The following is a 22,734-nucleotide window of genomic DNA, read 5'->3' on the forward strand; positions in this document are numbered from 1 at the left end:
AATGGTCGCAGCGAAGACCATCAAGAGCATGGTCGACAAGGCCGAACTTCCGGAGAACATCAAGGAGGAGCTCTACAGCAAGCTCGTCGAGTACAACAAGAGGTACAAGCTCAAGAAGGCCGAGGTCGAGGCGATAATCAAGGAGGCCGTTGAGGAGTACAAGAACGCCCTCATCGAGCCGGGTGAGGCCATAGGAACAGTTGCGGCACAGTCCATCGGTGAGCCGTCAACGCAGATGACCCTCAACACCTTCCACTACGCGGGTGTCGCTGAGATCAACGTCACCCTCGGTCTGCCGAGGATCATCGAGATTGTGGATGCCAGAAAGAACCCATCCACGCCTGTCATGACTGTCTTCCTCGATGAGGAGCACCGCTATGACCTCGAAAAGGCGAGGGAAGTTGCCAGAAGGATTGAGGGAACTACCATAGAGAACCTCGCCAGGGAGACGACTATCGACATCCTCAACTACGAGTTCGTCGTCGACATAGATCCCGAAAGGCTTGAGAAATCCGGCCTCGACATGGAGAGGATCCTCAGGAAGCTCTCCGGCTCTTTCAAGAGCGCGGAGTTCGAGGTCGACGGTTATTCGCTGATAGGCAGGCCGAAGAAAGTTGGAAAGCTTTCTGACCTCAGGAAGCTTGCCGAAAAGGTTAAAAAGCACCGCCTTAAAGGCCTCTCTGGCGTCGGTAAGACCATCATAAGGAAGGAGGGCGACGAGTACGTCATCTACACCGAGGGCTCGAACTTCAAGCAGGTGCTCAAGGTTCCGGGCGTCGACCCGACCAGGACGAGGACTAACAACATCTGGGAGATCGCGGAAGTGCTCGGCATTGAAGCGGCTAGAAACGCGATCATAGAGGAAATCGTCAACACGATGCGCGAGCAGGGTCTCGAGGTTGACATCAGGCACATAATGCTCGTCGCCGATATGATGACGCTGGACGGCGTCATAAGGCCCATCGGAAGGCACGGTATTGTTGGTGAGAAGTCGAGCGTCCTCGCGAGGGCGGCTTTCGAGATCACCACCCAGCACCTCTTTGAGGCTGCTGAGAGGGGAGAGGAGGATCCCCTCAACGGAGTGGTTGAGAACGTCCTCATAGGACAGCCGGTTCCAGTTGGAACCGGAACGGTCAAGCTGGCAATGAGCCTTCCCCTGAGACCGAAAAGGGAGTAGGGAGGTGTAGTTAATGGTTGATTTCGCTTTCGAACTTAGGAAAGCCCAAGACACTGGAAAGATAGTCATGGGAGCCAAGAAGAGCATACAGTACGCCAAGGTCGGCGGGGCAAAGATGATAATCATAGCCAGGAACGCGAGGCCCGACATCAAGGAGGACATACTCTACTACGCCAAGCTGAGCGGCATACCCGTTTACGAGTTCGAGGGCACCAGCGTTGAACTGGGAACCCTCCTGGGAAGGCCGCACACGGTCTCGGCCCTCACCGTAATAGACCCCGGTGAGAGCAGAATACTTGCACTTGCTGGGGGTAAGGAGTAATGCCGCTCAAGCTCAACACAGACCAGATAAAGTACATAGCGCTCTTCGAGAGCATGACCGGAGCTACAGTACTGGACTGCCTGATCGACAGCAACAGGAACAGGCTTATCTACGTCATCAAGAAGGGCGAGATGGGACTGGCCCTAGGGAAGAAAGGCGCGAACGTCAAGCGCGTCCAGAACATGCTCGGGAAGGAGATAGAGCTCATCGAGCACTCAGAGAACCCCGAAGAGTTCCTGAGGAACATTTATAAGAGCCTCGGGGTTAAGGTTAAAAAGATCCACATCACTGAAAAGAGAGACGGTAAGAAGGTCGCCCTGCTCGACATAAGCCCGCGCGAAAAGCCGCGCGCCATAGGCAGGGGCGGCCAGAACATCAACCTCGTGAAGGAGTTGATGGAGAGACACCACGGTATTAGTGACGTGATCGTAATCTGATGGGGTGATGATCATGGCTGGAAAGAAGGCTCCGTATGGAGAATTCGCGGGAAGGAAGCTCAAGCTCAAGAGGAAGAAGTTCCGCTGGAGCGACATCCGCTACAAGAGGAGGGTTCTTAGGCTCAAGGAGAAGAGCGACCCGCTCGAGGGTGCTCCGCAGGCGAAAGGGATAGTCCTCGAGAAGATAGCCGTCGAGGCTAAGCAGCCGAACTCGGCCATGCGTAAGGCCGTCAGGGTTCAGCTCATCAAGAACGGTAAGGTCGTCACCGCCTTCACTCCGGGTGACGGTGCAATAAACCACATCGACGAGCACGACGAGGTCATCATCGAGGGAATCGGCGGTCCCAAGGGCGGTTCGATGGGTGACATCCCCGGTATCAGGTACAAGGTCGTCAAGGTGAACCGTGTCAGCCTCAAGGAGCTCGTCAAGGGCAGGAAGGAGAAGCCGAGGAGGTGAAGTGAATGGCCAAGGCACTTACCGAGAGGTTCTTTATACCCAAGGAGCTCAAGGTCATGGGCAGGTGGAGCGTTGAGGACGTAACCGTCAGCGACCCGTCCCTCAAGCCCTACATCAACCTCGACGCGAGGATACTCCCGCACAGCCACGGTAGGCATGCAAAGAAGGCCTTCGGCAAGGCCCAGGTTCACATCGTTGAAAGGCTCATCAACAAGGTAATGCGCAGCGGTGCCAGCAGCCACAAGGTCGGCGGCCACTTCATGAGGAGGGAACACCGCTCCCTCATGAGCAAGAAGATGAAGGCCTACGAGGTCGTCAAGGAGGCCTTCATGATCATCGAGAGGAGAACTAAGCAGAACCCGATTCAGGTTCTCGTCAGGGCCATCGAGAACGCCGCCCCGAGGGAGGACACCACCACCATCGCCTTCGGTGGAATCCGCTACCACATGGCGGTCGACGTCTCCCCGCTCAGGAGGCTCGACATAGCCCTCAAGAACATCGCCCTCGGCGCTTCAGCCAAGTGCTACAGGAACAAGACCAGCTACGCTCAGGCTTTGGCTGAGGAGATCATAGCCGCCGCCAACAAGGACCCGAAGAGCTTCGCCTACAGCAAGAAGGAAGAAATCGAGAGGATCGCCCAGTCCTCACGCTGAGGGCTGGCGGGTTTTCTCACTATTCTTTCGCCTTCTCGCCTCATTTCTCGGAAGGTTTTTATAATTTTGTGAGTAAGATTATTTTGGTGGTAGTAAGATGACGACAGTAAAAGTTTCTACAAAAGGTCAGATAGTCTTACCCAAGGTCATTCGCGAGAAGTTTGGCATCAAAGAGGGGGACGAACTTGAGGTTCTTGACTTTGGAAACGAGATAGTGATAGTTCCGGTTAAAAAGGGCATTGAACTCATGGGAATACTGAAGTTTGACAAGCCGCTTAAGGAAATCATGAAAGAAGTGAGGGCTGAGGAGGAAGAGCTGGAGGCCAGAAAATGGAAGTGGATAGAGTAGTGCTCGACAGCTATGCTATCGTTGCTTATCTCCTTCACGAAAGGGGCGCGGAACGCGTCAGAGATTTACTAAGAAAAGCCGAGATGGGGGAAGTGAAGCTCTATATAAACGTTGTAAACCTCGGTGAGGTTTATTACATCATAGCACGCAGAAAGGGAGTTGATATCGCGGATTTTATTATAGCCAATTTGCTGAAAAGTCCGATTCTATTTGTTCACGTTGATGAGCGTCTTTCCCTCATTGCGGGCAGGATAAAAGCCTTCCACAGGCTCAGCTATGCCGATGCCTTCGCCGTTGCAACGGCAATAGACCTGAACGCAACTCTCCTAACCGGAGATGATGAGTTTAGGAGCGTTGAGGGGAAGGTCAAAATAGAATGGCTTTGAGTTCCCCATCGTTTTTCAGTCTTCTAAGCCAAAAGGAGAATGCCCAGGTTCATTACTTGACTTTCCTGTCGATTTTCTCGAAGGGGTTGTATATTCTGAGTCCTTCAACCTTTTTGAAGTCTTTGACGTTCCTCATGATCAGAGTTTAGGTTGTGTGGAGGTGCCGTAGCGGCTATAACCGAGTCAGGAAGCTTTATGCTGGCCTTCCTTCGGAGTTCGATGGCAACGTCGGCTATCTCATCTGTGAGCGGTATGACATGCCCTTCGACTTCTCAAAGCCCTCTGGAGTATGGCTCTTCCAGCCGAGGAATTCAATCTTTGTAATTATGGAAACGTTGAGGCTCTTCCTGAGGATTTCCTCAACCTTTAGGAGCTCTTCCAAAGGGATTGCATCCACGAGGTAGTAGATGAGAATGTTAGTGTGCAGCTAATACCCACTACCCAAGCTCCGCTTTCCCGAACCAAACCGTGAAGGAGTCATTCCGATCGTCTATTCTCGGTGAGGAGCTGGCGTAGTACCTGTCGTAGGCGAAGTCCTCAAAGACCATGAAGCCTTTACCCTTCCTCGGGAGACCGTTTCCTTTTCCAGTAACCTCAACCGTGCACACCCCTGTTTTCATCCAACGTCCTGAACCCTCTGATAATCCCTCTAAACGACCTCACTATAATGGCCGCCTGCCAGAAGTCCACGAACACCGGGGAGAGCCAGCCAGTTACCCTCACGTACTCTCCCCTTCTGAACGTCATCTTTTCCGTGAGTTTCTCCTCAATTGGGACGTAAACGAAAGAGTTCTCGCTCTCTCTGCAGACCCTGCAGGGAACGGGGACGTTGAGTATAAGCCGCGAAACAACCCCGAAGTCCACGGCCAAGTACACTTCCCCCCAGAAGGTTTCCTCCTTCCCGTCGGGGCATTGAAATTCTCCCTTAGGAGTCAGAATCCTCGCATACCCGCCGAGGATTCTAGCCACTATCCTGTACAGCCCGCTGTCGTTCAGCGGCTCTATTGAAGGGGTTGCCTCTTTCAGGATCTCCACTTTATCTATGGAAACCCCTATGGCCGGTTCTATATCCATCTCCTTTCCCACCCTGAAGATTTCAAAGGGATCCCTCATCCCGCCAGAGGTCAGGTCCATAAGTGTTACCTCACCGAGGTAGAGGTTCAGCTCCATTCCAAATCCCCCCGTTGTATTAGGCTCTTCCCAACCATGTTTGCCGGCTTCTCAACGCCGAAAAAGTCCAGAATCGTCGGCGCTATGTCCATGAGAGAGGCGTTTTCAAGGTCTGCCCTCTCAAAGCCCCATAGAATGAGCGGAACTTTAACGACGGGCTCGTTCATTGACCCGTGCATGCCCCTGACCCAGTGGCTTACTCCTTTTACCCCCTTGCACATCCCGTGGGAGCAGAACCAGTAGCCGGGCTTGGCTGAAACAATTAGCTCACCGCTGTTTGGAGTATCGAGGTGGGGAAGCTCGTCGCGGAAGAAGATCTCCCCAACACCGGGCGCTTTTCTCAGGACTTCGAAGGCTTCCTCGGCCTCGTTTGGGTTCCTCAAATAGACGTGAACGCCGCCACCGGAGGAAACGCGAAGCGTCTCAACGCCGTGCTTTTTGAGGTAAACCCTCAGGTTCACCCAGGTGTGCACTTCCTCTTGTCCGTGGTCGGCGAAGATTATGAACGCATACTCGTCCTTCAACCGCTCCCACAGGGTCCGGACGGCGGTATCTACTGTCTCGACCGCTTTTAAAGCTCCCTCGCTTTCCGGACCGTAATCGTGGCTCATGCCGTCTATCGAGGCGAAGTGGACGAGGAGCAAATCGGGCTTGCATTCCTCATAGAGGTAGAGAGCCGAGTTCATAACCCAGACGTCCTTCCTCCAATCGCGACCATGCTGACGGTACATCCTATCGCCAGCAAAGAAGGGTGGGAAAATCCTCACGTCGGTCCCGCTGAAGGGCGGCATGGTGTAACCGCTGACGGCGGCGGTTCTAACCCCTCTCTGGCGGAGTATGTCCACGATGGTCGGGGCCTTTATGACCTTGTGCGGGTTGAACGCTATTTCATAGTCGTAGAAGTTCACCTTTCTGTCGCTTAAGCGGTCGTAGTAGCCGTTCTCGACCACTCCGTGATCCTTCGGCCAAACCCCCGTCATCACGCTCGTGTGAACCAAATCTGTGAGCGTTGGGAAGATGGAATCAACGACCGCAAAGTCGCCGCTTTCAGCTAACTCGCTCAGGAAGGGCATGTGCTTGAGGTTGTAAACCCCGTTCCCGTCGAGGCTTATGAGGGCGAGCTTCTTTCTCATGGTTCAAACCCCAAAAGTGAACATATCTTTTGATTTATCTCCTTTTTGAGAAGTGGTCCAATTTCTCCAAGCTCGCCGATAAGGATATCCTTCTGAACTGTCGCTATCTTTGTGAGCCGAACAAAAGATGAAACTTTGAGACCAGTTAGGTGGAACTCGGGATGGGCCTGTTCAATTAGAACGTCAGTTTTGGAGTTATAGTGCTCAACCCTTGAGGAGATAAAGGCGAGTGTAACGTCGTTTCTGTCTTCAAACAGCACAAGAGCAGGGCGAAGTTTAGTGCCCTTTAGGCTTGTAAATGGAAACGGTACGAGGACTATCTTTCCCTTCATCTGTATCTCACCCTGAGGTCTTCTTCAGAATAAAGGTCAGGTTCGTCTTCGAGGAAATCTTTTAGGGATTCCTCCGAGAGCTTCATTATGGCGTAGCTCTCCTCCGCTTCGAGCAACTCGTAAAGGAGCTTCTCTATGTTCTCAAGTTTCCTCTCAATTCTAATGAGTTCCCTAACGACATCAATCCCTTCCACTTTATCACCTCCAACGGTGTCGGCCTGACGTGCACTCATCACGGTTCAGTGGGATGGAGTGGTCGTCATCCACCTGCTTTTCCTTTGTCCAGGCGGTATATATTCTTTCCGAGCCATTCATCCAGCGTCTTCTGCCTCGCGAGGCTGCCGAGGATGTAGCTCCTCTGGAGGTACTTATCAAACGGGTGTTCGAGGCGCCTCCTGATAGCTTCCAAGGCCTCGTTGAGGGTCTCGAAGCGGCCTATTGGATTGCCCAGCGCCTTCTTTACCCCCAGTCTTATCTGCCACACTCCCACTGGTGCGTAGTACTCAGGGGTGACCTCCCTGAAAACAACGGCCCTGGCCTGCCTCTTTCTCTCGCGCAAAGCTTCAAGGACGCTCAGCCTTGCCGCGTGATAAGCACCGGCGGTTTCCTTGACGTATTCCTTTCTGCCCCTGAAGTCCTCGTAGTCGTGGATGACGTTGGGTTCCGAAGCGCCGAAGAGCGAGCCCTTCAGCCAGACCTCCAAAAGCTCGAAGGCGTAGCTCTCGGGCATCAGCAGTACCGCATAGCGGTTGCCCATGAAGCGGTAGAAGTAGACCTCGTAGTGGTTGATGAGTGGATAGTGAAGGATCTCGCGCCGCAGGTTCTTTCCTATCGTGTCCTGCACTGCTGTGATGCTCCATCTGGTGGGAACGAGCTTCTTGTCCACGCCGAGTAGGCCAGCAGAAAGGAGCCTTATGATATAGTATTCATCGAAGCCCCAGTTGTAGAGCCTCATTATGGCCTGCTCCGCCTTCAGCTCGTCGCTCACCACGTAGTCAGTCCTGCGGGGGATTTTTGGGTTCTCGGTCAGCTCGAAGTCGAGAAGTTCGGCCTTAGGCCCGACCGGGGGTGCAAACTCGCTCGGGAGAACCCTGAGGACGGGCTTTTTCTTGAGGAGAATCTCGCTGTCGACGGGCTTAACGCTCATCGCCAGCTCTTGAACTTCACCCAGTACTCTGCCACTCTTCCTCACGTGGACATCCGCCTTGGTCTCACCCATAACGAGGAGAGAACGGTAGTAGAGGATGTCCCTTATCGTTTTGTCCTCCCATTTGAGCGGGTTGTCGAGGTAGTCGGTCTTCCCCTCGATGGGCGGAACGAGGGGGCCGATTCTGACCTTTGGATAGCCGTACTCGCCGACGAAGATGCTCGGTGGGGAGGAGCCGAAGAGGTGGCGCTTGTTCAGCTTCCCCTCAACACTGCGGGCTACCCTGAAGCGTTCGAGAATCGGGCAGGTCGGCCTGCCGCAGAGGAGTTTTCTGCCCTTACAGATGGCACAGAGTTTCGAGTTGAAGATCTGGGGGTTCATCAGTGAAGCCTTAGAGGTTTTGTATTTATGGATTTCCTCGGTGACTTGAAGACTTTTTGTAAGCATTGATGGCTAACAAAAACGATTTCCGTTTATGGCTGTGTTTTCCTAAACTTTTATATACTCCAATGTACTCATTTGTCGTGAGGTGTCTTTATGTACGGCAACTGGGGTAAGTTTCTGCGCGTGAACCTCTCCACTGGGGAGGTGAAGGTCGAGGAGTATGACGAAGAACTCGCAAAGAAGTGGCTAGGGAGCAGGGGGCTTGCAATATACTTCCTCCTCAAGGAGATGGACCCTAAGGCGGACCCGCTGGGCCCTGAGAACAAGCTGATAATAACTCCCGGCCCGTTGAGCGGAACCAGCGCTCCGACCGGCGGAAGGTACAACGTCGTGACCAAGAGCCCAACCACGGGCTTCATAACAATGGCGAACTCCGGTGGCTACTTCGGTGCCGAGCTGAAGTTCGCCGGCTGGGACGGAATAATCATCGAAGGACAAGCCGAGAACCCGGTCTACATCTACATCAAAGACGACAACGTCGAGATCAGGGATGCCAGCCACCTGTGGGGCAAGCTCGTTAGCGAAACCGAGGAGGCCCTCAAAAAGGAGATAGGGAGCAAGAAGCTCCACATAGCCAGCATAGGCCCTGCCGGGGAGAACCTCGTCAAGTTCGCCGCCGTTATGAACGACGGCCACAGGGCGGCTGGAAGGGCCGGCGTCGGTGCGGTCATGGGTAGCAAGAAGCTCAAGGCTATAGCCGTCGAGGGAAGCAAGCGCGTCCCGATAGCGGACAAGCAGAAGTTCATGCTCACCGTCAGGGAGAAGATAAACAAGCTCAAGAACGACCCGGTTGCCGGCGGTGGACTTCCGAAGTACGGTACCGCCGTCCTCGTCAACATAATAAACGAGAACGGCCTCTACCCGACGAGGAACTTCCAGACCGGAGTCTTTGAGCTTGCCTATGAGCACAGCGGTGAGGCGATGACTGCGAAGTACCTCATAAGAAACCAGCCGTGCTACGCCTGTCCGATAGGCTGCGGCAGGGTCAACAAGCTTCCGACCGTGGGGGTTACCGAGGGACCGGAGTACGAGAGCATCTGGGCCCTGGGAGCAGACCTAGGCATAAACGACCTCGCGAGCATAATCGAGGCCAACCACCAGTGCGACGAGTTCGGCCTCGACACCATCTCGACCGGTGGAACTTTAGCCGCTGCGATGGAGCTCTACGAGAAGGGCTACATTACCGACGAAGAGCTAGGCGACGCCCCGCCCTTCAGGTGGGGCAACACCGAGGTCCTCCACTACTACATCGAGAAGATAGCCTACAGGAAGGGCATCGGTGACAAGCTCGCCGAGGGAAGCTACCGCTTCGCCGAGATGTACGGCCACCCCGAGTTCTCGATGAGCGTCAAGAAGCTTGAACTTCCTGCCTATGATCCGCGTGGTGCTGAGGGACACGGCCTCGGTTACGCAACCAACAACCGCGGTGGCTGTCACATCAAGAACTACATGATAAGCCCTGAGATCCTCGGCTACCCGTACAAGATGGACCCGCACGACATAAGCGACGACAAGATAAAGATGCTCATCGTCTTCCAGGATCTGAGCGCGGTGATAGATGCCGCCGGCCTCTGTCTGTTCACGACCTTCGGCCTCGGTGCCGACGACTACCGCGACATGCTCAACGCCGCCCTCGGCTGGGACTTCTCAACTGAAGACTACCTCAAGATAGGCGAGCGCATCTGGAACGCCGAGAGGCTCTTCAACCTCAAGGCCGGACTCGACCCGCTCAAGGACGACACCCTTCCGAAGAGATTCTTAGAGGAGCCGATGCCAGAGGGCCCGAACAAGGGCCACGTTGTCCGCTTAAAGGAGATGCTACCGAGGTACTACAAGCTCCGCGGCTGGACCGAGGACGGAAGGATCACCCCAGAGAAGGCCAAGGAGCTGGGCATAGACGAGTTTATGTGACTCTTCTTCCCATTTTTGTCCAGTAACTCTTTTATGCCTGTCCGAGAAGAACTCGGCTTAAGGTGATCCGGGTGTTAGTTAAGCTCTTTGCGACCCTCATCGAGTTTACTGGAAAGAGGAAGCTGGAAATAAGCGGCCCTAAGACCGTTGCGGAGCTTTTGGAGGAGCTGGATCGAATGTTTCCGGGCTTCAAAAGGGAGCTAGAGCAGGGGTACATAATCCTGGTGAACGGAAAGAACATCGAGCACCTCCGGGGTTTTGAAACTCCCCTCTCCGATGGGGACACCGTGAGCATATTCCCACCCGCTGGAGGCGGTTGAGATGGGCATAAAGTTCACCCTGGACAAGGAGTACACCTTCTCCCTCTGGGACGGGAAGGTGATAGTAAAGCCCAAGCTCGACATGAAGTACCTCTACATCGAGGTCACGAGCCGCTGTAACTTAAAGTGCGAGATGTGCTTCAAGCAGTACTGGGAGGATGAGGAGGGCGACATGGACTGGGAGCTGTTCCTCAAGATACTCGACGACGCCGAGGAGTTCCCCGACCTCAAGATGATATACTTCGGCGGGATCGGCGAGCCCTCCGTTCACCCGCGCTTCATGGACATGGTGCGAGAAGTTAAAAAGCGCGGTTTTGCCCTCGGAATGAGCAGCAACGGGACGCTTTTGACGGACGACATGCTCCGCGAGTTCGCGAAGCTCGGTGTCGAGCTGATATACTTCTCAATGGACGCGGTCCCTACTGCCCAAAACGCCATAACCCTAGGCCATATCGCGGCCGCGGTTACGGCGGATAAAATACGGAAGCTCGTTGAGTACCGCGAGGAGTACGGAACTCACAGGCCGAGCATCGGCGTTGAGGTGGTCGTCACGAAGGAGAACTATCGGCAGCTGCCGGACATGGCGCGCTTCCTGCTCGATCTCGGCGTCGATTCCATGCTGGTCTCGAACCTCCTACCGCTGACGGAGGAGCAGACTAAAGACATTGTCTACGACGGCAGCGTCGACATGAAGCCCATTTTAGATGAACTCTACAAGATAGCGAACAACGGGATCTACATTAAGTTGCCTTACTTCGAGCTCAAAACCGAGCGCTCCTGCGACTTCGACGAGAACAACGTGGCCGTCGTCAGGTGGGACGGCGAGGTTGCCCCGTGCTACCGCTTCCTCCACTCCTACTACGAGTACATCTTCGGCAGGAAGAAGAAGGTCAACGCCTACTCCTTCGGCAACGTGAGGGAGAAGAGCCTGGCCGAGATCTGGACGAGCGAGAAGTACACCTGGTTCCGCTTCACGATGAAGAACTACATGTACCCCTCGTGCACCGACTGTCCTTTGGTGGACGCCTGCGACTTCGTTAAGACTACGGACATAGACTGCTGGGGCAACGAGCCGAGCTGTGCGGACTGCCTGTGGTCGAGAAGAATAGTCCAGTGCCCGATTCCGCAGCACAACTTCGGGAAGTTCTACTGAGGGCTTCCAAAAAGCTTAAAAACCCTCCCAGGCTCATATAACTCGGGCACTGGAGTGCCGCGGTAGCCTAGCCTGGTAGGGCGCCGGCCTGCTAAGCCGGTGGCCGTTGGCCGCAGGGGTTCAAATCCCCTCCGCGGCGCCAAATTTTCTTGGGTTCAAATGCCGGGATAGCCTAGAGGTGAGGCGGTGGACTGCAGATCCGCTTTACGGGGGTTCGAATCCCCCTCCCGGCTCCAGTTTTCAGCCCGTTTCAAAAGAGGTTTTCTGCCAGTTAAAAACGGAAGCAGGAAGCGGCTAATACCTTCTCCTGCCCCACCTTCTGCGGTACTCGCTTTCAAGCTCCTCGTTCCTGAACTCCCTTGGAACTTTCTCGCTCAGCGGGGATCTCCTGACCTCGACCCCGGCGTCCCGGGCTATGTACCTAAATCTCCTGACCTCCCCAGGCTGGAGGAAGGTTATCGCCTTCCCCCTCTTGCCCATCCTCCCGGTTCTCCCTATCCTGTGGATGTACTGCTCCGGGTTCATTGGGATGGAGTAGTTGACCACGTGGGTGATGTCCCTCACGTCCAGCCCCCTAGCGGCTACATCTGTGGCGACTAGAATTTTTGTTTTCCTGTCCTTGAACCTCTTGAAGGTCCTCTCTCTAGCCGCTTGGCTCATGTCGCCGTTTAGGGCCTCCGCCCTGTAGCCGTCCCTCCTGAGCCTCTCGCTCAGGTTCCTGGTCTCCGCCTTGGTCTGACAGAAGACTATGCCGTAGAAGTCCTCGGTAAGAACCTCCTTCAGCTTCCCGTACTTCCTGGCAGGCAGTACCTCGACGTACTCCTGCTCGACCATCTCCGGGACGAGCTCGTCCCTGCTGACTATGACGACCTCGGGGTTCCTCATGTACCTCTTGGCTAGAAGGAGGACTTCCCTCGGCATCGTCGCCGAGAACATGAGGATGCGCTTCTCCTCCGGCGCGTTCCTCATTATGGCCTCTATGTCGTCTATGAAGCCCATGTCAAGCATCCTGTCGGCTTCATCCAGGATGAAGAACCTAACGCCGCTTAGGTCGAGGGTGCCGCGCCTTATGTGGTCGAGAACCCTCCCGGGGGTTCCAACTACAATGTGCGTGCCCCTCTCAAGCGCCCTTATCTGCGGTCCTATCGGCTGGCCGCCGTAGACCGCGTAGACATAAACCCTCTTTCTCCCGCGGAGGCTCTTGATTTCGTCCGCCACCTGCAAAGCTAGCTCCCTCGTGGGTGTGAGGATTATCGCCTGGACGGCCTTTACCTTTGGATCAATCGCCTCGATTATCGGGAGCGCAAAAGCGGCCGTCTTCCCTGTCCCGGTCTGGGACTGGCCGATTATATCGCTGTTCCCGGAGAGGAGGAGCGGTATGACCTCCCTCTGGATGTCCGTTGGTCTTTCAAAACCCTTCTGCCTGACTGCCACTAGGGTGGCCTCGGATAAGCCTAATTTTTCAAAACTCATTTTCCTAGCTCCTTACGTTGCTCAAACGCATCCCTTCTCAAGCGGAACGCGTCGAGAAGAAACGCGGTCTGGCGGGCCGGGGGGGATTCGAACCCCCGACCACGGGATTAAGAGTCCCGCGCTCTAACCATGCTGAGCTACCGGCCCTCAACCCGAAACCATAGACGGGAGGTTGCTTTATAAATTTTTTGGTCGCCCGGGACGTTCAGCTTACAGAAAACTTTATAAAGCCTCTTCGAGCGTTATAATCTGGCAACGCGGGGGTTGCCGAGCCTGGTCAAAGGCGCGGGATTGAGGGTCCCGTCCCGTAGGGGTTCCGGGGTTCAAATCCCCGCCCCCGCACCATAACGAAAGACAAGGGGGCTCCGCCCCCTTATCTCTCTGTACTCTCAAACCCCCGAAATGGGGCTACGCCCCACAAAACCTCTTTCTCTCTTAAACTACTGGGGGGCTAACGCCCCCACACCCCCAATAACTTTGCACTGCAAAGCTTCAGCGCCGCTTTCACCCTCGTTCAAGCGTCCTTACGGATGGTGGAAGATGAGGTGCCTCTCCTCTTCTAGAGATTCAAATTCCGTCCAGATACGGTTGGTTTTGCCCCTTGAATCAAACCTCATCCACAAAGTTTGGTAGAAGGGGCTAACCCTCAAACTCAGGTCCTTCCGCAGATCTCCTGTTCGATAAGGCCTACTATGTCGTTGTGGATGTCCTCGATGCTGTTCTGGGCGTTTACTATGCGCATCTCCGGGAACATCTCGGCAAGCTTCAGGTAGTTCTCCCTGACCTTCTTCTGGAGCTCAACGATCTTGTCGAACTCCGTCTTTATGCTCCTCCCGTTTATGCGCTTCATGCTCTCCTTGACGGGGAGGTCGAGGAGGATAACCAGGTCGGGCCTCACGGCGAACCTGTTGAGGTCTATCAGCCACTCGAGGTCCAGTCCCCTCGCCCACTGGTACGCGAGGGATGAGTAGAAGTACCTGTCCGAGATGACGACTTTTCCAGCTTCCAACGCCGGTTTTATCAGCTTGTGGACGTGCTCGGCCCTATCGGCCGCAAAGAGGAGGGCCTCGGCCTCGTGGCTTATCCTGGCCCCATCGATTATGCCTTCCCTCCCCCCGGTCAGGACGAGCCTCCTTATGAGCTTTCCAAAAGCCGTGTCCGTGGGTTCTTTTGTGAGGATAACCTCGTACCCCCTCTCATTAAACCATCTGGCCAGCAGTTTGGCCTGGGTTGATTTACCGGCGCCATCGATGCCCTCTATCACCACAAAAATTCCCACCTCTTTCACCCCCAGAACCTGGAGTGAGGTGGAGGGCGTCCCTTTTAATGGTTGCCCTCCCGGCGGTTGCCAAGAATGTCAAAACGAAAGGTCAGAGGTTCTTCTTGATGTACTCGAGCAGGTTCCACATGCTTCCGAACTCGATTTCCTCCCCTTCACTGTGGAGCTCAACGTAGCCGTCCGGCCTGAACCTCAGGCCGAAGTCGTAGCCCTCTTTCCTCAGCTTGTGGAGGAACACCTCCTTAGGCTTCGGTGGGAGGTAGCTGGTCATCATGTCGTTTATTATCTCGACTTCGAGGCCCAGCGCATCGGACAACCGCGGGAAGAACAGAACCGCCGGGGTGTTCATAGCGTCGACGAGAACCCTCTTCTTCAGTTTGAGTCTGTACTTCTTCAGAAGGTCGTTCATGAAGTCGTCGAGGGCGTTGGGGTAGTAAACCGTCGCGCCTATGTCGCTCGGGTGGGCCTCTATGAAGCTCCTGCTCTCGAGGATGGTCTCTATCTCGTCCACGTCCAGTCCGCTTACCTCGACCCTCACCCCGTTGTAGTAGTAGACGTAGGCCAGGGGAAGGCCCTTTTTGTGGGCGAAGTCCTTCAGGGCTATGAGGGGGATGAGGCGAACGTCCATTATAGTTGAGCCGGTGCTGACTATGCCAACCACCATCGCCCTCTTCCCGTACCTGGATAGCGCCCTTCCGTCCCTTCCGACTATCGTCGTGCCGTGGGCAACTGTTCCTATGGCCCTGCCGAGAAGGGCGAGCTCCTCTGGGTTGAACTTTTCTGAGTGGTACAGCTCCATACCTTCACCTCCATATATCACCGTGAGTGTTATGCTTTTCAATGTTTCCTCCATAAACTCGTCCGGGCAGGTAATAAACTTTGTGGCCTGATGCTCTTAAGTATTCCCCGTGGTACCTAAAGTTGCCGGCAAACTATTTTAATACATCGCTCAACTCTTCCCGGAGGCGATAACATGGAGCCCCTTGAAATGCTTGAAAAGCTCCTCGATAAAGAGCAGTTTGAGAAGATAAAGGCGATAGACAACCCGGAGCTGCACGCGTTTCTGGCGGAATGGATTGAGTGGCTCGAACCGGATAAGGTCTTCGTCTGCACCGACAGCCCGGAGGACGAGGCCTACGTCCGCTGGAAGGCCCTCTACTATGGCGAAGAGAGGATGCTCGAAACCCTCAACCACACCGTCCACTACGACAACTACTACGACCAGGCCAGGGACAAGGCCAACACCGCTATATTAACCCCAGGAGGAAAGAAGCTCCCCTACATCAACACCAAGGACAGGGAAGAGGGCCTGAAGGAGATACGCGAGCTCATGAAGGGCGTTATGAAGGGCAAAGAGCTCTTCGTCTGCTTCTTCGTTCTCGGGCCAAAGAACTCGATCTTCACGATTCCGGCGGTCCAGCTCACAGATTCAACCTACGTTGCCCACTCCGAGTTCATCCTCTACAGGAAGGGCTACGAGGAGTTTAAACGCCTCGGTAGGCAGGCCCGCTTCTTCCGCTTCGTCCACTCGGCTGGGGAGCTCGACGAGAGGAAGACGAGCAAGAACCTCGACAAGAGGAGAATCTACATCGACCTCGAGGACGAGACGGTCTACTCCGTCAACACCCAGTACGGCGGGAACACGATAGGCCTCAAGAAGCTCGCCTTCCGCCTTACTATCAAGAGGGCCGTCGAGGAGGGCTGGCTCAGCGAGCACATGTTCCTCATGCGCGTGAACGGCCCGCACGGCAGGAAGACCTACTTCACCGGCGCCTATCCAAGCATGTGTGGAAAGACCTCAACTGCTATGATATCCTGGGAGAACATAGTCGGCGACGATCTGACCTTCATTCTGCCCGTCAATGGAGTGGCCAGGGGAGCTAACGTCGAGAAGGGCGTTTTCGGCATCATCCAGGGCGTCAACCCTGAGGACGACCCGATAATATGGCAGGTTCTCCACTCGCCGGTCGAGATAATCTTCTCGAACGTTCTGGTAAAGGACGGCAAGCCCTACTGGAACGACATGGGCGTTGAGATTCCGGACGAGGGGGAGAACCACAGCGGAAAGTGGTGGAAAGGCAAGAGGGACAAGGAGGGCAACGAGATACCGCCCAGCCACAAGAACGCGCGCTTCACGGTATCGCTCGAGCACTTTCCCAACGCCGATTTGGAAGCCCTTGAGAACCCGTGCGGCGTTGAGGTCGGCGGAATGATATTCGGCGGCCGCGACAAGGACACCTGGCCGCCAGTGAGGGAAGCCTTCGACTGGAAGCACGGGGTCATAACGATGGGAGCCTCCCTTGAGAGCGAGACTACAGCCGCAACTCTCGGCAAGGAAGGCGTTAGGGCCTTCAACCCGATGGCCATCCTCGACTTCATGAGCGTGCACCTTGGAGATTACATAAGGAACTACCTCGACTTCGAGAAGCGCGTCAGGAAGACGCCGAAGATATTCGCCGTCAACTACTTCCTCCGTGATGAGAAAGGCAACTGGCTCAACCACAAACTGGACAAAGCCGTGTGGCTCAAGTGGATGGAGCTTAGAGTCCACGGCGACGTTGACGCGATAGAGAGCCCGATAGGCTACATACCAAAGTACGGGGACCTGAGAAGGCTCTTCAGGGAGGTTCTGAACAAGGAGTACAGCAGAGAAGCCTATGAGAAGCAGTTCACGATAAGGGTTCCCGAGCTGCTCGCCAAGATTGACCGCATCGAAGAGACCTACAGAAAGCTCGACAACGTGCCAGAGGAGCTGTTCCAGGTTCTCGAGGAGGAGCGGAAGAGATTGCTTGAGGCCAGGGAAAAGTACGGCGACTACATCAGCCCCTTCACCCTCGAGGGGGCCTGATTTCCCTCTTCTATTCTTCCTTCGTCATCCGCCGAGAGGCAGACTTTTTAAGGTCGTGAACGATTAGGTATCACCCACGATGATATAAGGTGGTTGCCATGGCCGAAGTTTCCCACGCAGTTGAGGATTCAATAAGGGCGAAGCTCCCGTATCCCCTGGGGGATCTCGCCGATCTGGCCTATAATTACTGGTGGAGCTGGAACAGACGCGCCACCAAGCTCTGGGAGTACATAGACCCTGAGCACTGGCGCGAGTACAAGAACCCGGTCAAGCTTCTTCTCGACACCCCCCACGACAGGTTCAGGGAGCTCCTCAAGGACGACGACTTCATGAACCTCTACGAGCTTGTGATGGATCAGTTCAACTCCTACATGAACCCCAGATCAACGTGGTTCTCCACGAACTATCCGAAGTGGGACAAGCCGATAGTCTACCTGTGTATGGAGTACGGGATAAGCAAGAGCCTCCCGATATACTCGGGCGGCCTTGGAATCCTGGCCGGAGACCACGTTAAAACAGCCAGCGACCTCGGTCTTCCGTTCATAGCGGTTGGCCTCCTCTACAAGCACGGCTACTTCCGGCAGGAGATCGACGAGAGAGGAAGGCAGAGGGAGATATTCCCGGAGTACAGGCCCGAAGAGATGCCCATGAAGCCCGTCCTCGGCAAGGACGGAAAACCGCTCCTCATCGAGGTTCCCATAGAGGACAGGGTCGTTTACGCGAGGGCCTTTGAGGTCAGCGTCGGAAGGGTCAAGCTCTACCTCCTCGACACGGACGTCCCCGAGAACGGTCCCGACGACAGAACCATCTGCGACTACCTCTACAACGCCGAGATCGACAAGAGGATAAAGCAGGAGATACTCCTTGGAATCGGTGGGATGAGGCTTTTGAGGGCCCTCGGCATAGAGCCCGGCGTCGTTCACCTCAACGAGGGACATCCTGCCTTTGCGAACCTTCAGAGGATGGCCTGGTACATGGAGAAGGGCCTGACGTTCACGGAAGCTTTGAGCGTCGTCAGGGGGACTACAATATTCACCACCCACACCCCCGTTCCCGCGGGCCACGACAGGTTCCCAATCGAAGAAGTCAGAAAAAGGCTTTCGAAGTTCCTTGAAGGGAGGGAGGAACTCCTAGAGCTCGGGCGCGAGGGAGATCAGATAAACATGACACTCTTGGCTATAAGGACTTCGAGCTACGTCAACGGCGTAAGCAAGCTCCACGCCGAGGTAAGCAAGCGCATGTGGAAGGATCTCTGGCCAGGGGTTCCGCTCAACGAGATACCCATCGAGGGCATAACCAACGGCGTCCACACAATGACGTGGGTTCACAACAGCATGAGGAAGCTCTTCGACCGCTACATCGGCAGGGTCTGGAGGGAGCACACCAACATAGAGGGCATATGGTACGCGGTGGAGAGGATCCCCGATGAAGAGCTCTGGGAGGCCCACCTAGAGGCCAAGAGGCAGTTCATAGAGCTCCTCAGGAGGAAGGCCATAGAGAGGAACAGGAGGCTTGGAATAGACGACCCCATACCGGCGATGGACGAGAACGCACTCATAATAGGCTTCGCCAGGCGCTTCGCGACCTACAAGAGGGCAACGCTCATCCTGAGCGACCTTGAGAGGCTGAAGAAAATCCTCAACAACCCGGAGAGGCCCGTGTACCTTGTCTTCGGTGGGAAGGCGCATCCAATGGACGAGGGCGGAAAGGAGTTCCTCAAGCGTGTGTACGAGATCAGTCAGATGCCCGAGTTCAGGGGCAAGATATTCGTCATGGAGAACTACGACATGGGGAGCGCGAGGCTGATGGTGGCAGGCGTTGACGTCTGGCTCAACAACCCGCGCAGACCGCTTGAAGCGAGCGGGACAAGCGGCATGAAGGCCGGCCTCAACGGGGTTCTGAACGTCAGCATCTACGACGGCTGGTGGGTCGAGGGCTACAACGGCAAGAACGGCTGGGTCATTGGGGAGGAAACCACCGAGCCGGAGACCGAGGAGGACGACGTAAAGGACGCCGAGTCCCTCTACCGCCTCCTGGAGGACGAGGTTATCCCGACTTACTACGGGAACCGCGCCCGCTGGATCTACATGATGAAGGAGAGCATAAAGAGCATAGCCCCGCGCTTCAGCACGCACAGGATGGTCAAGGAGTACATGGACAAGTTCTACTCGAAGGCGATGAGCAACCACATCTGGCTCAGCAGGGAGAACTACAGCGGTGCGAGGGAGATAGCGGCTTGGAAGGACCGCGTTACCTCCGCCTGGGACAACGTGAAGATAAGGGACGTCAGGGTGAGCGACGGCAGGATGGAGGCCGTCCTCTACCTCGATGGGCTCAACCCCGAGGACGTTAAGGTGGAGCTCTACTACGGTGTCAGGGCCCAGGGCTACGAGATAGAGAAGCCCCACATAGTCGAGCTTAGGCATCCCCAGGAGGCTGGGGACAACGAATGGCTCTACGTGTACGAGGGAAGCGCCCTCAGGCACCTCGGAGACCCCTGCTGGCACTACGCCCTCAGGGTTCATCCCCACCACGAGAAGCTCCCCCACAGGTTCCTCCTGGGACTCGTGAAGTGGAAGGGCATCGACTGATCCCTTTTTCACATTTCTTGAAGATGCCGCGAATAAAGTTTTAAGCATCTCGCGTAGAAATCAAAGAGATAAAACGGAGGTGTGGGGCATGGATCAAATTAGGAAGTGGACCCTGTACCTGATGGTATTGGTGGCCGGGTTTGCAACGGGCATAGGAACCCTCGGGCTCTTCCCCCAGATGTGGCTTAAGTATGGGATCACCGGTCTGGCGCTCCACGTCGTCTTCCTAGCGGTGTTTACGTACCTGGCCATACTAGAGGCGGAGAGCGTAATGAGATCCGGCTATTACTTTACCGAGCTCTACACCAAGGTCTCCAAAAAGCCCGGGATGATAATAGCGATTTTCACGGTCGTCGTGACGTTCCTCTCTTACTACACCGCCAACACCGGGCTGGCCCTGCTCTCGCCTGTTCTCGGGACGGGAACACTGGGCAGGCTGATAGCGAAGCTCTTGATGATAGGCGTCGTTTTGCTCGTGATAACCCGCGCCAAGGAGAAGACCTTCACTATAATGGCGGTGGGAGCTTTCGTCCTCGTCATCCTCGTTCCGCTGCTGGTGATCCTCTTCAAGACCCAGCTCCCCAAAACGCCCATGTTCCTAAGCACAGCGGAGACCATGCTGACCGCCAGGAAGCCCGTCTCCTACGAGATGGTGCGCGCGGCGGCTGAGAGGGCCATCTACGGTGTGGGCCTCGGGTTTGGCTTCTACATAATGCTGGGTAGCTTTATGAACGAGCGCTTCAACGCCAAGCTTATAATAGGGACCGGTGTCCTCATCCAGTTCATCATAAGCGTCCTCTCGACCTTTGCGGTTATATACGCGGTTACCCCCTATGACCCCGGGGAGTTCTTCATCTACGCCAGCGGAGGGGAGGAGCAGGCGATACGCCTTATGGGCGACCTCCCCGACCTGCTCTCGGGCCACCCGTTCATACTTGCCATCCTCGGTCTGACGGTCTTCATGGCCGGCCTCACCAGTCTCCTACCTGTCTCCGAGATCGGCGTTCAGATAATGGAGTCGATAGCTAAAGTGGGCAGGACGAAGTCGGCCCTCTACCTCATGGGGGTGGTGGCCGTAATTGGGATCCTCGACTCCCCGCCGTCGATGGCCGACATGCTCCTCAAGGCAGTTACGACGGCAATTCTGGCAACTGCTGTGTTCGAGGCCTACCCTGTCATAGCCGGCAGGGAGAAGCCGACCCGGATACAGCTGGCGGTTTTCGTGCTCTCGGCAATTATCTTCGCCATCGGCTTCCTCATACAGTCGTACCACGACATAAAGCTGGGCGGGGTTTACTACGTCTCGCTGGTGCTGGCGGTTTTCATAGCCCTCCTTGGATTCTTTGGTGACAGGCTTCTCCCTGAGGGGGCCGAGAACGTCTAGCTCCCTTTCCTTTTCTCCAAATAGCTCAGAAAAATGAGAAAGAGGATCACTTGTGGGCGAATATCGCCACGACCTTCTCTCCAACTTCGTCAATCCTGACGAAGCCGAAGCGCTCGAACTGGACGATGTCGTCGACTTTGACGTCAGCATCGGCTTCAAGAAGGCCCTTCCTCACGAGCAGTTCGTCCCCCTCTGGAACGAGAACCTCGCAGGGCCGTCCTTCGGTGACCCAGTGCACCATCCTCCAGCGGTTCTCCCTGGCTATCTCGTAGTCGACGCTGTGGAATCTGGCCTTGATGCCGTCCTCGCTGACCTCGAAGATTTCGACGTTGAAGAGGTCCTTCAAGCGAAGGAAGTTGCCCGGCTTGAACAGCTCCATGTCGTCCTTGGAAACGTACACCGGCTTACCAGGAACGAACTTGAGCTTCCTCGTTCCCCTCTCGGGGTGATCCGGGTGGAGCGGTATCTCGGCTGTGAACTCTTCATCGTAGCCTTCTATGTACATCGGGATTGGGTCGGCGACGAAGAAGTAGCGGTTCGCTATCGGCTCGACTATGCGCCTGTTTATTGCAGCTAAGTTGTCCCAGCTCACCGTCGTGTCGCTCCTCTTGAGGCCGACCTCTATGATGAGCTCCCTTATCGCCTCTGGCCTTATGCCGCGCCTTCTGAGGGCGCGGATCGTTCCGAGCCTCGGGTCGTCCCAGCCGAGGTACTTGCCCTCCTCGATACCCTTCCTGGTCTTAGACTTGCTGAGGATGACGCCCTCTATACTGAGCCTCCCGTGGTGCACCGTGACCGGGTATTCCCAGCCGAGGTACTCGTAGACGTACCTCTGCCTCGTCTCGTTTTCAGCGTGCTCCTGCCCGCGGAAGATGTGGGTAACGCCAAGCTCGTGGTCGTCTATGGCAGATGCGAAGTTGTAGAGGGGCCAGACGCGGTACTTGTCGCCGACGCGCGGGTGGTCCGGGTTGTCGATTATCCTCAGGGCCGGCCAGTCCCTTACAGCGGGGTTCGGGTGCTTGAGGTCTGTCTTTATCCTGACAACGGCCTCTCCTTCCCTGTACTCGCCGTTCAGCATCTCCCTCCATCTTTCAAGCTGAACCTCAACCGGCTCGTCCCTGTGCGGGCAGGCGATCCCCTTGTCCCTCAGCTCGCGGAACTTCTCGGGCGGGCAGGTGCAGACGTAGGCCTTCCCCATCTTAATCAGCTTCTCGGCGTATTCGTAGTATATCTCAAGCCTGTCGCTGGCGATGTGTACCTCGTCCACCTTGAAGCCGAGCCACTCAAGGTCTTCCTTAATCCAGTCGTAGAACTTCGGCTCGGGCCTCTTGACCTTGGGATCTGTGTCGTCGAAGCGGAGGATGAACTTGCCGCCGTAGAGCCTCGCGTACTCGTGGCTCAGGATTGCCGCACGGGCGTTTCCTAGGTGGAACGCTCCATCTGGGTTCGGGGCGAAGCGGGTAACGACCTTTCCTTTCTCGGCCTTAGGGAGCGGGGGCAAACCTTTCTTTTCCTCCTTCTTTGTCTTCTTCTCCTCGAAGAACTCTGGGTAAAGCTCCCTCAGCTTTGCCTCCTGCTCCTCGAGCGATAGGGCGTTCACCTTCTCAACGACCTCATTAACGAGCGGGATTATCTCCTTCGCCTTGGGTCTAAGCTCGGGGTTCTCGCCCAGAACCTTGCCGATAACGGCTTTGGGGTTGGCCTTCCCCTTGTGGGTGTAAGCGTTAACCAGCGCGTACTTCCAGATGAGCTCCTCGACCATCTTCAC

At 55.6% G+C, this 22,734-nt stretch carries 24 protein-coding genes and 4 tRNA genes; 16 read left to right on the forward strand and 12 right to left on the reverse strand.

Features of this window, described 5'->3' with window-relative positions:
• Nucleotide 1: 1 nt before the first annotated feature.
• The 7 genes from rpoA2 to ACZ5AM_RS03525 all read left to right on the forward strand — a co-directional run bounded on the left by rpoA2 (nt 2) and on the right by ACZ5AM_RS03525 (nt 3,781).
• Complete coding sequence (rpoA2, locus tag ACZ5AM_RS03495; RefSeq protein ID WP_464915503.1) at nt 2–1,177, forward strand: DNA-directed RNA polymerase subunit A''; 1,176 nt, start codon at nt 2–4, stop codon at nt 1,175–1,177.
• A gap of 13 nt (nt 1,178–1,190) precedes the next feature.
• The gene (locus tag ACZ5AM_RS03500) at nt 1,191–1,499 is read left to right on the forward strand and encodes a 50S ribosomal protein L30e (protein WP_464915504.1); all 309 of its coding nucleotides are present in this window, start codon (nt 1,191–1,193) and stop codon (nt 1,497–1,499) included.
• A complete protein-coding gene (locus ACZ5AM_RS03505; protein ID WP_464915505.1) occupies nt 1,499–1,936 on the forward strand; it encodes a NusA-like transcription termination signal-binding factor in 438 nt (145 codons plus the stop codon). The genes ACZ5AM_RS03500 and ACZ5AM_RS03505 overlap by 1 nt, the downstream gene beginning before the upstream one ends.
• Nucleotides 1,937–1,949: 13 nt before the next feature.
• Nucleotides 1,950–2,393: a 30S ribosomal protein S12 gene (locus ACZ5AM_RS03510; protein ID WP_014122317.1), complete on the forward strand. Its 444-nt coding sequence runs from the start codon at nt 1,950–1,952 to the stop codon at nt 2,391–2,393.
• A gap of 5 nt (nt 2,394–2,398) precedes the next feature.
• The gene (gene rpsG, locus ACZ5AM_RS03515) at nt 2,399–3,046 is read left to right on the forward strand and encodes a 30S ribosomal protein S7 (RefSeq protein WP_464915506.1); all 648 of its coding nucleotides are present in this window, start codon (nt 2,399–2,401) and stop codon (nt 3,044–3,046) included.
• A 97-nt stretch (nt 3,047–3,143) separates the two neighbouring features.
• Entirely contained in the window at nt 3,144–3,395 is a 252-nt protein-coding gene (locus ACZ5AM_RS03520) for an AbrB/MazE/SpoVT family DNA-binding domain-containing protein (protein WP_464915507.1), read from the forward strand.
• A complete protein-coding gene (locus tag ACZ5AM_RS03525; protein ID WP_464915508.1) occupies nt 3,377–3,781 on the forward strand; it encodes a PIN domain-containing protein in 405 nt (134 codons plus the stop codon). Before ACZ5AM_RS03520 ends, ACZ5AM_RS03525 begins: the two co-directional genes overlap by 19 nt.
• 232 nt (nt 3,782–4,013) lie before the next feature.
• On the opposite strand, the gene ACZ5AM_RS03530 is transcribed toward ACZ5AM_RS03525, so the two are convergent.
• The 7 genes from ACZ5AM_RS03530 to ACZ5AM_RS03560 all read right to left on the reverse strand — a co-directional run bounded on the left by ACZ5AM_RS03530 (nt 4,014) and on the right by ACZ5AM_RS03560 (nt 7,944).
• On the reverse strand, nt 4,014–4,163 hold the full coding sequence (locus ACZ5AM_RS03530) for a hypothetical protein (protein WP_464915509.1): 150 nt from the start codon (nt 4,161–4,163) through the stop codon (nt 4,014–4,016).
• Between the two features lie 55 nt (nt 4,164–4,218).
• Nucleotides 4,219–4,389: a hypothetical protein gene (locus ACZ5AM_RS03535; RefSeq protein ID WP_464915510.1), complete on the reverse strand. Its 171-nt coding sequence runs from the start codon at nt 4,387–4,389 to the stop codon at nt 4,219–4,221.
• Complete coding sequence (locus ACZ5AM_RS03540; protein ID WP_464915511.1) at nt 4,376–4,951, reverse strand: hypothetical protein; 576 nt, start codon at nt 4,949–4,951, stop codon at nt 4,376–4,378. The genes ACZ5AM_RS03535 and ACZ5AM_RS03540 overlap by 14 nt, the downstream gene beginning before the upstream one ends.
• Nucleotides 4,942–6,084: an alkaline phosphatase family protein gene (locus tag ACZ5AM_RS03545; RefSeq protein WP_464915512.1), complete on the reverse strand. Its 1,143-nt coding sequence runs from the start codon at nt 6,082–6,084 to the stop codon at nt 4,942–4,944. Before ACZ5AM_RS03545 ends, ACZ5AM_RS03540 begins: the two co-directional genes overlap by 10 nt.
• Nucleotides 6,081–6,416, reverse strand: coding sequence for a type II toxin-antitoxin system PemK/MazF family toxin (locus ACZ5AM_RS03550; protein ID WP_464915513.1), 336 nt, complete (start codon nt 6,414–6,416; stop codon nt 6,081–6,083). Before ACZ5AM_RS03550 ends, ACZ5AM_RS03545 begins: the two co-directional genes overlap by 4 nt.
• Nucleotides 6,413–6,610, reverse strand: coding sequence for a hypothetical protein (locus ACZ5AM_RS03555; RefSeq protein ID WP_464915514.1), 198 nt, complete (start codon nt 6,608–6,610; stop codon nt 6,413–6,415). The genes ACZ5AM_RS03550 and ACZ5AM_RS03555 overlap by 4 nt, the downstream gene beginning before the upstream one ends.
• A gap of 65 nt (nt 6,611–6,675) precedes the next feature.
• On the reverse strand, nt 6,676–7,944 hold the full coding sequence (locus ACZ5AM_RS03560; RefSeq protein WP_464915515.1) for an Nre family DNA repair protein: 1,269 nt from the start codon (nt 7,942–7,944) through the stop codon (nt 6,676–6,678).
• A gap of 156 nt (nt 7,945–8,100) precedes the next feature.
• Here ACZ5AM_RS03560 and aor point away from each other — a divergent pair, with 156 nt between their 5' ends.
• The 5 genes from aor (at nt 8,101) to ACZ5AM_RS03585 (ending at nt 11,627) form a co-directional block, all read left to right on the forward strand.
• Complete coding sequence (aor, locus tag ACZ5AM_RS03565) at nt 8,101–9,918, forward strand: aldehyde ferredoxin oxidoreductase (protein ID WP_464915516.1); 1,818 nt, start codon at nt 8,101–8,103, stop codon at nt 9,916–9,918.
• Between the two features lie 71 nt (nt 9,919–9,989).
• Entirely contained in the window at nt 9,990–10,238 is a 249-nt protein-coding gene (locus tag ACZ5AM_RS03570) for a MoaD/ThiS family protein (protein ID WP_464915517.1), read from the forward strand.
• A gap of 1 nt (nt 10,239) precedes the next feature.
• Nucleotides 10,240–11,391 carry a tungsten cofactor oxidoreductase radical SAM maturase gene (locus ACZ5AM_RS03575; RefSeq protein ID WP_464915518.1) on the forward strand — a complete coding sequence of 384 codons (1,152 nt, stop codon included), beginning with the start codon at nt 10,240–10,242 and terminating at the stop codon, nt 11,389–11,391.
• A gap of 56 nt (nt 11,392–11,447) precedes the next feature.
• Nucleotides 11,448–11,533: transfer RNA gene (locus tag ACZ5AM_RS03580), tRNA-Ser, on the forward strand.
• Between the two features lie 19 nt (nt 11,534–11,552).
• Nucleotides 11,553–11,627, forward strand: a tRNA-Cys gene (locus ACZ5AM_RS03585).
• 58 nt (nt 11,628–11,685) lie between these two features.
• Here the strand turns inward: ACZ5AM_RS03585 and ACZ5AM_RS03590 are convergent.
• Together ACZ5AM_RS03590 and ACZ5AM_RS03595 are read right to left on the reverse strand one after the other, a co-directional pair.
• Entirely contained in the window at nt 11,686–12,864 is a 1,179-nt protein-coding gene (locus ACZ5AM_RS03590; protein WP_464915519.1) for a DEAD/DEAH box helicase, read from the reverse strand.
• Nucleotides 12,865–12,933: 69 nt separating this feature from the next.
• Nucleotides 12,934–13,011, reverse strand: a tRNA-Lys gene (locus ACZ5AM_RS03595).
• Nucleotides 13,012–13,121: 110 nt separating this feature from the next.
• Here ACZ5AM_RS03595 and ACZ5AM_RS03600 point away from each other — a divergent pair.
• Nucleotides 13,122–13,209, forward strand: a tRNA-Leu gene (locus ACZ5AM_RS03600).
• A 307-nt stretch (nt 13,210–13,516) separates the two neighbouring features.
• Here the strand turns inward: ACZ5AM_RS03600 and tmk are convergent.
• Together tmk and ACZ5AM_RS03610 are read right to left on the reverse strand one after the other, a co-directional pair.
• Nucleotides 13,517–14,143 carry a dTMP kinase gene (gene tmk, locus ACZ5AM_RS03605; RefSeq protein ID WP_464915520.1) on the reverse strand — a complete coding sequence of 209 codons (627 nt, stop codon included), beginning with the start codon at nt 14,141–14,143 and terminating at the stop codon, nt 13,517–13,519.
• Nucleotides 14,144–14,234: 91 nt separating this feature from the next.
• Entirely contained in the window at nt 14,235–14,942 is a 708-nt protein-coding gene (locus ACZ5AM_RS03610) for a phospho-sugar mutase (protein WP_464915521.1), read from the reverse strand.
• A 174-nt stretch (nt 14,943–15,116) separates the two neighbouring features.
• Between ACZ5AM_RS03610 and ACZ5AM_RS03615 the strand changes: the two genes are divergently transcribed.
• The 3 genes from ACZ5AM_RS03615 (at nt 15,117) to ACZ5AM_RS03625 (ending at nt 20,966) form a co-directional block, all read left to right on the forward strand.
• Nucleotides 15,117–16,991, forward strand: a complete 1,875-nt coding sequence (locus tag ACZ5AM_RS03615) for a phosphoenolpyruvate carboxykinase (GTP) (protein ID WP_464915522.1) — start codon at nt 15,117–15,119, stop codon at nt 16,989–16,991.
• Nucleotides 16,992–17,089: 98 nt separating this feature from the next.
• Nucleotides 17,090–19,582, forward strand: a complete 2,493-nt coding sequence (malP, locus tag ACZ5AM_RS03620; protein WP_464915523.1) for a maltodextrin phosphorylase — start codon at nt 17,090–17,092, stop codon at nt 19,580–19,582.
• 88 nt (nt 19,583–19,670) lie between these two features.
• On the forward strand, nt 19,671–20,966 hold the full coding sequence (locus ACZ5AM_RS03625) for a sodium-dependent transporter (protein WP_464915524.1): 1,296 nt from the start codon (nt 19,671–19,673) through the stop codon (nt 20,964–20,966).
• 46 nt (nt 20,967–21,012) lie between these two features.
• Here ACZ5AM_RS03625 and ACZ5AM_RS03630 read toward each other — a convergent pair whose 3' ends face one another.
• Nucleotides 21,013–22,728, reverse strand: coding sequence for a glutamate--tRNA ligase (locus ACZ5AM_RS03630; protein ID WP_464915947.1), 1,716 nt, complete (start codon nt 22,726–22,728; stop codon nt 21,013–21,015).
• Nucleotides 22,729–22,734: the final 6 nt, after the last annotated feature.

The sequence above is a fragment of the Thermococcus fumicolans genome (genome assembly GCF_055386755.1).

Coding starts and splice junctions, on each gene's coding strand:
- aor (WP_464915516.1), top strand. CDS start 8,101: ATGTACGGCAACTGGGGTAAGTTTCTGCGCGTGAACCTCTCCACTGGG.
- ACZ5AM_RS03615 (WP_464915522.1), top strand. CDS start 15,117: ATGGAGCCCCTTGAAATGCTTGAAAAGCTCCTCGATAAAGAGCAGTTT.
- rpoA2 (WP_464915503.1), top strand. CDS start 2: ATGGTCGCAGCGAAGACCATCAAGAGCATGGTCGACAAGGCCGAACTT.
- ACZ5AM_RS03630 (WP_464915947.1), bottom strand. CDS start 22,728: ATGGTCGAGGAGCTCATCTGGAAGTACGCGCTGGTTAACGCTTACACC.
- ACZ5AM_RS03500 (WP_464915504.1), top strand. CDS start 1,191: ATGGTTGATTTCGCTTTCGAACTTAGGAAAGCCCAAGACACTGGAAAG.
- ACZ5AM_RS03610 (WP_464915521.1), bottom strand. CDS start 14,942: ATGGAGCTGTACCACTCAGAAAAGTTCAACCCAGAGGAGCTCGCCCTT.
- ACZ5AM_RS03560 (WP_464915515.1), bottom strand. CDS start 7,944: ATGAACCCCCAGATCTTCAACTCGAAACTCTGTGCCATCTGTAAGGGC.
- ACZ5AM_RS03505 (WP_464915505.1), top strand. CDS start 1,499: ATGCCGCTCAAGCTCAACACAGACCAGATAAAGTACATAGCGCTCTTC.
- malP (WP_464915523.1), top strand. CDS start 17,090: ATGGCCGAAGTTTCCCACGCAGTTGAGGATTCAATAAGGGCGAAGCTC.
- ACZ5AM_RS03520 (WP_464915507.1), top strand. CDS start 3,144: ATGACGACAGTAAAAGTTTCTACAAAAGGTCAGATAGTCTTACCCAAG.
- ACZ5AM_RS03525 (WP_464915508.1), top strand. CDS start 3,377: ATGGAAGTGGATAGAGTAGTGCTCGACAGCTATGCTATCGTTGCTTAT.
- ACZ5AM_RS03590 (WP_464915519.1), bottom strand. CDS start 12,864: ATGAGTTTTGAAAAATTAGGCTTATCCGAGGCCACCCTAGTGGCAGTC.
- rpsG (WP_464915506.1), top strand. CDS start 2,399: ATGGCCAAGGCACTTACCGAGAGGTTCTTTATACCCAAGGAGCTCAAG.
- ACZ5AM_RS03550 (WP_464915513.1), bottom strand. CDS start 6,416: ATGAAGGGAAAGATAGTCCTCGTACCGTTTCCATTTACAAGCCTAAAG.
- ACZ5AM_RS03510 (WP_014122317.1), top strand. CDS start 1,950: ATGGCTGGAAAGAAGGCTCCGTATGGAGAATTCGCGGGAAGGAAGCTC.
- ACZ5AM_RS03625 (WP_464915524.1), top strand. CDS start 19,671: ATGGATCAAATTAGGAAGTGGACCCTGTACCTGATGGTATTGGTGGCC.
- ACZ5AM_RS03540 (WP_464915511.1), bottom strand. CDS start 4,951: ATGGAGCTGAACCTCTACCTCGGTGAGGTAACACTTATGGACCTGACC.
- ACZ5AM_RS03575 (WP_464915518.1), top strand. CDS start 10,240: ATGGGCATAAAGTTCACCCTGGACAAGGAGTACACCTTCTCCCTCTGG.
- ACZ5AM_RS03545 (WP_464915512.1), bottom strand. CDS start 6,084: ATGAGAAAGAAGCTCGCCCTCATAAGCCTCGACGGGAACGGGGTTTAC.